Raw genomic sequence first — 458 nt, forward strand, 5'->3', positions numbered from 1 at the left:
GTCGGCAATCATATTATTCAGTATCCCGTAAATCTCGGTTTTAGCGCCGACATCAATACCCCTTGTAGGTTCGTCAACTATAAGAATATCCGGGTTTGCAAACAGCGTCTTGCTTACTACAACCTTCTGCTGATTGCCGCCGGACAAGTTTCGCACAATCTGGTTTATAGACGGCGTTCTTATATTCAAATCCTTGCGGTAACGCTCGGCTTCCCTAATTTCTTTCTGATTATCGATAATCCCAAAGTTTGATATTTTATTTAAACTGGCGTGGGTAATATTTGTTTTTACATCTTGAATCAATACAAGCCCCAAATTTTTTCTGTCTTCGGAAATATATCCTAACCCCGAATTAATCGCGGCGCGCGGTTCTTTAAACTTTTGCTTTTTGCCGTTAATTATTAATTCGCCTTCGCTTCTGTATCCGTAGGAATTTCCAAAAATGCTCATCATAAGCT

At 40.0% G+C, this 458-nt stretch carries 1 protein-coding gene; it reads right to left on the bottom strand.

What is annotated here, in order from left to right; all coding sequences use genetic code 11:
- On the bottom strand, nucleotides 1-458 hold a 458-nt coding region (locus ACYVTD_RS16700), incomplete at both ends, for an ATP-binding cassette domain-containing protein (protein ID WP_461248777.1).

This window comes from Treponema sp. R6D11 (assembly GCF_054786075.1).